The 7,447-nt window shown below is 63.8% G+C and carries 6 protein-coding genes, 1 rRNA gene and 1 pseudogene; 7 read left to right on the plus strand and 1 reads right to left on the minus strand.

What is annotated here, in order from left to right; translation table 11 throughout:
• Positions 1-48: 48 nt before the first annotated feature.
• The 5 genes and pseudogenes from atpA to QOJ24_RS26175 all read left to right on the plus strand — a co-directional run bounded on the left by atpA (position 49) and on the right by QOJ24_RS26175 (position 5,123).
• On the plus strand, positions 49-1,695 hold the full coding sequence (gene atpA / locus QOJ24_RS26155; protein ID WP_526266428.1) for a F0F1 ATP synthase subunit alpha: 1,647 nt from the start codon (positions 49-51) through the stop codon (positions 1,693-1,695).
• A 12-nt stretch (positions 1,696-1,707) separates the two neighbouring features.
• Positions 1,708-2,634 carry a F0F1 ATP synthase subunit gamma gene (locus tag QOJ24_RS26160; RefSeq protein ID WP_526266430.1) on the plus strand — a complete coding sequence of 309 codons (927 nt, stop codon included), beginning with the start codon at positions 1,708-1,710 and terminating at the stop codon, positions 2,632-2,634.
• Positions 2,635-2,656: 22 nt separating this feature from the next.
• Positions 2,657-4,096 (plus strand): annotated as a pseudogene (atpD, locus tag QOJ24_RS26165) (F0F1 ATP synthase subunit beta); the annotation flags it as partial.
• Positions 4,097-4,302: 206 nt separating this feature from the next.
• The gene (locus tag QOJ24_RS26170) at positions 4,303-4,668 is read left to right on the plus strand and encodes a F0F1 ATP synthase subunit epsilon (RefSeq protein WP_526266432.1); all 366 of its coding nucleotides are present in this window, start codon (positions 4,303-4,305) and stop codon (positions 4,666-4,668) included.
• A gap of 8 nt (positions 4,669-4,676) precedes the next feature.
• Complete coding sequence (locus QOJ24_RS26175) at positions 4,677-5,123, plus strand: DUF2550 family protein (protein WP_526266434.1); 447 nt, start codon at positions 4,677-4,679, stop codon at positions 5,121-5,123.
• Here the strand turns inward: QOJ24_RS26175 and QOJ24_RS26180 are convergent.
• The gene (locus tag QOJ24_RS26180) at positions 5,120-5,698 is read right to left on the minus strand and encodes a cob(I)yrinic acid a,c-diamide adenosyltransferase (RefSeq protein WP_526266436.1); all 579 of its coding nucleotides are present in this window, start codon (positions 5,696-5,698) and stop codon (positions 5,120-5,122) included. The genes QOJ24_RS26175 and QOJ24_RS26180 overlap by 4 nt on opposite strands.
• Before the next feature lie 70 nt (positions 5,699-5,768).
• Here QOJ24_RS26180 and murA point away from each other — a divergent pair, with 70 nt between their 5' ends.
• Positions 5,769-7,022 (plus strand): UDP-N-acetylglucosamine 1-carboxyvinyltransferase, encoded by a 1,254-nt coding sequence (gene murA, locus QOJ24_RS26185; protein ID WP_526266438.1) that lies wholly within the window; start codon positions 5,769-5,771, stop codon positions 7,020-7,022.
• Positions 7,023-7,326: 304 nt separating this feature from the next.
• Positions 7,327-7,447, plus strand: a 16S ribosomal RNA gene (locus QOJ24_RS26190); the annotation flags it as partial.

Below are 7,447 nucleotides of genomic sequence, written 5' to 3' on the forward strand. Positions count from 1 at the left end.
AGGAAGACGAAAGCCACCGATGAGCGCTTGCGCGAAGAGGAGAACCCCATGGCAGAGTTGACGATCTCGGCGGACGAGATCCAGGGCGCCATCGAGGAGTATGTCGCCGGTTTCGAAGCCGACACCGAGCGCGAGGAAATCGGCACTGTCATCGACGCCGGCGACGGCATCGCGCACGTCGAGGGCCTCCCGTCGGTGATGACACAGGAGCTGCTGGAGTTCCCGGGCGGTGTGCTCGGTGTTGCGCTCAACCTCGACGAGCACGCCATCGGCGCGGTGATCCTCGGCGACTTCGAGAAGATCGAACAGGGCCAGCAGGTCAAGCGCACCGGCGAGGTGCTGTCGGTACCCGTTGGTGATGCCTTCCTCGGACGTGTGGTCAACCCCCTGGGTCAGCCGATCGACGGTCGCGGCGATGTCGAAACCGACGAGCGACGCGCCCTGGAACTGCAGGCGCCGTCTGTGGTGCAGCGTCAAGGCGTCAGTGAGCCGCTTCAGACGGGCATCAAGGCGATCGACTCCCAGACCCCGATCGGGCGCGGTCAGCGCCAGCTGATCATCGGCGACCGCAAGACCGGCAAGACCGCGGTATGTGTGGACACGATCCTCAACCAGCGCCAGAACTGGGAGACCGGCGACCCCGACCAGCAGGTCCGTTGCGTGTACGTGGCGATCGGCCAGAAGGGCACCACCATCGCCAGCGTGCGCCAAACCCTCGAAGAGGGTGGCGCGATGGAGTACACCACCATCGTCGCTTCACCGGCCTCCGACTCGGCCGGCTTCAAATGGCTTGCGCCGTACACCGGGTCGTCCATTGCCCAGCACTGGATGTACGACGGCAAGCATGTGCTGATCGTGTTCGACGACCTGACCAAGCAGGCGGAGGCCTATCGTGCCATCTCGCTGCTGCTGCGCAGGCCGCCCGGCCGCGAGGCGTACCCGGGAGACGTGTTCTACCTGCACTCCCGGCTGCTGGAACGCTGTGCCAAGTTGTCCGACGAGCTCGGGGGCGGCTCGCTGACGGGCCTGCCGATCATCGAGACCAAGGCCAACGACATCTCGGCCTACATCCCGACCAATGTCATCTCGATCACCGACGGCCAGTGCTTCCTGGAGACCGATCTGTTCAACCAGGGTGTGCGCCCGGCGATCAACGTCGGCGTTTCGGTTTCGCGTGTCGGCGGTGCCGCTCAGATCAAGGCCATGAAAGAGGTGGCCGGATCGCTGCGACTGGATCTCTCGCAGTATCGCGAGCTCGAATCGTTCGCCGCGTTCGCTTCCGACCTCGACGAGACATCCAAGGCGCAGCTGGATCGCGGCGCTCGGCTGGTGGAATTGCTCAAGCAGCCGCAGAACAGCCCGATGCCGGTCGAGGAGCAGGTCGTCGCGATCTTCCTGGGTACCAGGGGCCACCTCGACACCGTGCCCGTCGAGGACGTTCAGAGGTTCGAGCGGGAATTTCTCGAGCACGTGAAGGGCTCGCATGAGGGCATCCTCAAAGAGATTCGGGAGAGCAAGAAGCTCTCCGAGGAGCTCGAAGAAAAGCTCGAGAAAGTCGTGAACGACTTCAAGAAGGGCTTCGACACCACCGACGGCAGCTCAGTCGTCCCCGATGAGCACGCCGATGCAATGGACGAAGAAGACGTCGAGAAGGAATCGGTGAAGGTCAACAAGCCCAAGCCGAAGAAGAAATAGGCCGGAGCGCTAATGGCTGCCACACTGCGCGAACTGCGTGGACGTATCCGCTCCGCCGGGTCGATCAAGAAGATCACCAAGGCCCAGGAGCTGATCGCGACCTCGCGTATCGCCAAGGCACAGGCTCGAGTCCAGGCGGCTCGGCCTTACGACCGCGAAATCACCCACATGCTCTCGAACTTGGCCAACGCGAGCGCGTTGGACCACCCGCTGTTGGTCGAACGCGAGAACCCACGGCGCGCCGGTGTGCTGGTGGTGTCGTCGGACCGTGGGCTCTGCGGCGCGTACAACGCCAACGTCTTTCGGCGGTCGGAGGAGTTGTTCTCCTTGCTTCGCTCGGAGGGCAAGGAACCCGTGCTGTACACCGTGGGCCGAAAAGCCCTCGGGTACTACAGCTTCCGCAATTGGGATGTGCTCGACTCCTGGACCGGGTTCTCCGAGCGGCCTGACTACGAGAACGCGCAGGAGATCGCGTCGACACTGGTCGACGCCTTCACCGCAGGCATGGACGACGAGGGCGACGATCCGGGCAAGGACGACGTTCTCGGCGTCGACGAGTTGCACATCGTGTTCAACGAGTTCAAATCGATGATGTCGCAGACCGCGGTCGCGCGCCGGATCGCGCCGATGGTGGTGGAGTACAGCGAAGAGGAGACCGGACCGCAGACGCTGTTCTCGTTCGAGCCGGATGCGGAAACACTGTTCGGCGCGCTTCTGCCACGATATGTCGCCACCCGCATCTTCGCCGCCCTGCTCGAGGCGGCGGCATCGGAGTCGGCATCCCGCCGGCGGGCGATGAAGTCGGCGACAGACAACGCCGACGACCTCATCAAGGACCTGACCCTGATGGCCAACCGCGAACGGCAATCCCAGATCACTCAGGAAATCAGCGAAATCGTCGGTGGCGCTAACGCGCTCTCGGACGCCGCCAACAAGTAGCCCGTAGGAAGCGAAAAGACACATGACTGCTACTGCTGAAAAGAAGACCGACACCGACACCGCGGGCCGCGTCGTGCGCGTCACCGGCCCTGTCGTCGACGTCGAGTTCCCGCGTGGTTCTGTGCCCGAGTTGTTCAACGCGTTGCACGCAGAGATCGACTACAAGGATCTGGCGAAGACGCTGACGCTGGAGGTTGCCCAGCACCTCGGCGACAACTTGGTCCGCTGCATCTCCCTGCAGCCCACCGACGGACTGGTTCGAGGCGTCGAGGTGACCGACACCGGCAACTCGATCTCGGTACCCGTCGGCGACGGAGTCAAGGGCCACGTGTTCAACGCGCTCGGCGACTGCCTCGATGAGCCCGGCTACGGCAAGGACTTCGAGCGCTGGTCGATCCACCGCAAGCCGCCGGCTTTCGACCAGCTGGAACCCCGCACGGAGATGCTGGAGACCGGTCTCAAGGTCGTCGACCTGCTCACGCCCTACGTCCGCGGCGGCAAGATCGCCCTGTTCGGCGGCGCCGGCGTGGGCAAGACCGTGTTGATCCAGGAGATGATCAACCGCATCGCCCGCAACTTCGGCGGCACGTCAGTGTTCGCCGGGGTCGGGGAGCGCACCCGCGAGGGCAACGACCTTTGGGTCGAGCTTGCAGACGCCGACGTGCTGAAGGACACGGCGCTGGTGTTCGGTCAGATGGATGAGCCGCCCGGCACCCGTATGCGGGTCGCGTTGTCTGCGCTCACCATGGCCGAGTTCTTCCGCGATGAACAGGAGCAGGACGTGCTGCTGTTCATCGACAACATCTTCCGGTTCACACAGGCCGGCTCCGAAGTCTCCACACTGCTTGGCCGCATGCCTTCCGCGGTGGGATACCAGCCGACACTGGCCGACGAGATGGGTGAGCTCCAAGAGCGCATCACGTCGACCCGCGGCCACTCGATCACCTCGATGCAGGCCGTGTACGTGCCCGCCGACGACTACACTGACCCGGCGCCCGCCACGACCTTCGCCCACCTGGACGCCACCACTGAGCTCAGCCGTAATGTGTTCTCCAAGGGCATCTTCCCGGCGGTCGATCCGCTCGCGTCCAGCTCGACGATCCTCGATCCGAGCGTGGTCGGCGAGGAGCACTACCGTGTGGCCCAGGAAGTCATCCGAATCCTGCAGCGATACAAGGACCTCCAGGACATCATCGCGATTCTGGGCATCGACGAACTGGCCGAAGAAGACAAGCAGTTGGTGCAGCGCGCCCGCCGCATCGAGCGCTTCCTGTCCCAGAACATGATGGCCGCCGAACAGTTCACCGGCCAGCCCGGCTCGACCGTGCCTCTGAAGGAGACCATCGAGGCGTTCGACAGGCTCACGAAGGGCGATTTCGACCACCTTCCCGAGCAGGCGTTCTTCCTGATCGGCGGTCTCGAAGATCTGAAGCGCAAGGCCGAGAGCCTCGGCGCCAAGATGGACGACAGCGGCAGCGACGGCGCTCCGGCGTCCGGGGACAAGAGCGACGAGGACTCGGACGACGACTCGGACGACGACTCCGCGAAGGACGGCGACTCCGCGAAGGACGACGATTCCGCGAAGGACGACGACTCCGCGAAGGACGACGACTCCGCGAAGGACGACGACTCCGCGAAGGACGACGGCGAAGACAAGAGTGACTAGTCATGGCTGAACTGGATGTGGACATCGTCGCGGTAGAACGCGAAATCTGGTCGGGGAAAGCCACTTTCGTGTTCACCCGCACCACTGCGGGTGAGATCGGTATCTTGCCGCGTCACATCCCGCTGGTGGCGCAGCTGGTTGACGACGCCATGGTCAGGGTCGAACGCGAAGGTGAGGATGATCTGCGCATCGCCGTCGACGGCGGCTTCATGTCCGTCACCGACGAGGGCGTGATCATCCTCGCCGAGTCCGCTGAACTCGAGTCCGAGATCAACGCCGACGCGGCAAAGCGGGACTCCGAGTCCGACGACGAGGCGACCGCAGCCAAAGGCCGCGCCAGGCTGCGCGCTCTCGGCCAGATCGACTAGGGCCACCGATGAGCGCGTCCATGCTGATCATGGCCGCGCTGGTGGGTGTGCTTCTTCTCGTCGTCATCGCCCTGAGCTACCGGCTGTGGAAGCTGCGTCAGGTCGGGGGTACCGCGGCGATTCTGCGTGACTATCCGGCCGTCGGAGGCCAGGGCTGGCGGCACGGGGTAATGCGTTATCGCGGTGGCGAAGCCGGCTTCTACCGGCTCTCCAGCCTGCGGTGGTGGCCTGATCGTCGGCTCAGCCGCCGAGGGCTGGAGATCGTGTCGCGCCGGTCGCCACGAGGCGATGAGTTCGACATCATGACGGCCGAGATCGTGATCCTCGAACTGCGCGACACGAGCCCGGAACGCAAGACCGGCTACGAGGTGGCGCTGGATCGCGGCGCGCTGACCGCCTTTCAATCGTGGCTGGAGTCGCGACCGTCGCCTCGAGCGCGGCGCAGGACGGCCTAATCCCTTGCAAAACCGCCCGGTTGCCACAGCACATCGCCGCCGGGATTGGCGACTCTGCAGAGGATGAAGAGCAGATCGGAAAGCCTGTTGAGGTATTTGGCCGGTAGCACACTGACGCTGTCGGGATGAGCTTCGACCGCCAGCCAGGCCGACCGCTCGGCACGGCGCGCGACGGTTCGGGCCACATGGAGCAAGGCGGACAACGGAGTACCGCCCGGCAGCACAAAAGAATCCAGTGCAGGCAGGGGTGCGTTGAATTGGTCACACCACGCCTCCAACCGGTCGATGTAGCTCTGGCTGATGCGCAGTGGTGGGTGCTCGGGATCCTCGACGACCGGAGTGGACAGGTCAGCGCCCGCGTCGAAGAGGTCATTCTGAATCTGCCGCAGCACCTTGAGCATTTGCTCGTCGGGGTGACCCAAAGAAACGGCAACGCCGATGGCGGCGTTGGCCTCATCGCAGTCGGCGTACGCCGCGAGCCGCGCATCGTTCTTGGAAACCCTGCTGAAGTCGCTCAATCCGGTCGTTCCGTCGTCACCGGTACGGGTGTAAATCCGGGTCAGGTGCACAGCCATGGTCAAACGGTACCGCCGGCGCCTCACCGAGGATTCGGACACCGCCCGCGCCGCTGTTTAAACTAACGCGGTGAGCGAGCGTTTCGTGGTCACCGGTGGAGACCGGTTGTCAGGCGAAGTTGCCGTCGGGGGAGCCAAGAACAGCGTGCTGAAGCTGATGGCTGCCACGCTGCTGGCCGAAGGCACCAGCACGATCACGAATTGCCCGGACATTCTCGACGTGCCGCTGATGGCGGAGGTGCTTCGCGGGCTCGGAGCCAACGTCGAACTGGATGGTGGCACGGTTCGCATCACATCACCCGACGAACCCAAGTACGACGCGGATTTTGCTGCCGTCCGCCAGTTCCGGGCCTCCGTGTGCGTGCTCGGGCCGTTGGTCGGCCGCTGCAAGCGGGCCAAGGTTGCACTGCCGGGCGGCGATGCCATCGGGTCGCGACCCCTGGACATGCACCAGGCCGGGCTGCGACAGCTCGGTGCCCGCTGCAATATCGAGCATGGCTGTGTGGTCGCCGAGGCAGATCATCTGCGCGGAGCGGAGATTCAGCTCGAATTCCCGTCGGTGGGTGCGACCGAGAACATCTTGATGGCGGCGGTGGTGGCGGAGGGCGTCACCACCATCCACAACGCGGCACGCGAACCTGACGTCGTCGACCTGTGCACGATGCTGAACCAGATGGGTGCCCAGATCGAAGGGGCAGGCCTGTCGACGATGACGATCACCGGCGTCGATCGGCTGCATCCAACGGAGCACCGGGTGATCGGCGACCGGATCGTTGCGGCCACGTGGGGAATCGCCGCGGCCATGACCAGGGGTGACATCTCGGTCACCGGCGTCGACCCGCAGCACCTGCAGCTGGTGCTGCACAAGCTGCACGACGCAGGCGCCACTGTCACGCAGAGCGACGACGGCTTCCGCATCGTGCAGTACGAACGGCCCAAGGCGATCAACGTCGCAACGCTGCCGTTTCCCGGCTTTCCGACCGATCTGCAGCCGATGGCCATCGCGCTGGCCTCTATTGCCGACGGCACCTCGATGATCACCGAAAATGTCTTCGAGGCGCGGTTCCGGTTCGTTGAGGAGATGATCCGGCTCGGCGCCGACGCCAGGACCGACGGCCATCACGCGGTAGTCCGGGGCCTTCCGCAGTTGTCCAGCGCGCCGGTGTGGTCGTCGGACATTCGCGCCGGGGCGGGGCTTGTATTGGCCGGCCTGGTCGCGGACGGGGATACCGAGGTCCACGACGTCTTTCACATCGACCGCGGGTACCCGCTGTTCGTGGAGAACTTGGTCAGCCTGGGCGCCGAGATCGAGCGTGTCGTCTAGGTTCGCAGGTCACCGGCCCCGATTTGGGACGCCCGTGTGAGAAGGCGTAGTGTTTCCACTAGCCCACGGCCCCAGTCTTGGACTGGCGGACGTGGTTTGACGTCTCTGCCGATGTGGAGTACAGTGGCAGGGTTGCCTGTAACCGGGTGTGTTGTTTGAGAACTCAATAGTGTGTTTGGTGGTTTTTGTTTGTTGTTTTTGTTTTTTGCCATGCTTCTTTTTCCCGTTTAGGGGTGTGGTTTGTTTTTTTTGCCAGTTTGATACTGGTGTTAGGTCAGATTTTTCTGAATTGCCTTTTAGGTTTTGTTTGGAGAGTTTGATTCTGGCTCAGGACGAACGCTGGCGGCGTGCTTAACACATGCAAGTCGAACGGAAAGGCCCTTCGGGGTACTCGAGTGGCGAACGGGTGAGTAACACGTGGGTGA

This window comes from Mycobacterium sp., assembly GCF_032159775.1.
Taxonomy (GTDB): Bacteria; Actinomycetota; Actinomycetes; order Mycobacteriales; family Mycobacteriaceae; genus Mycobacterium.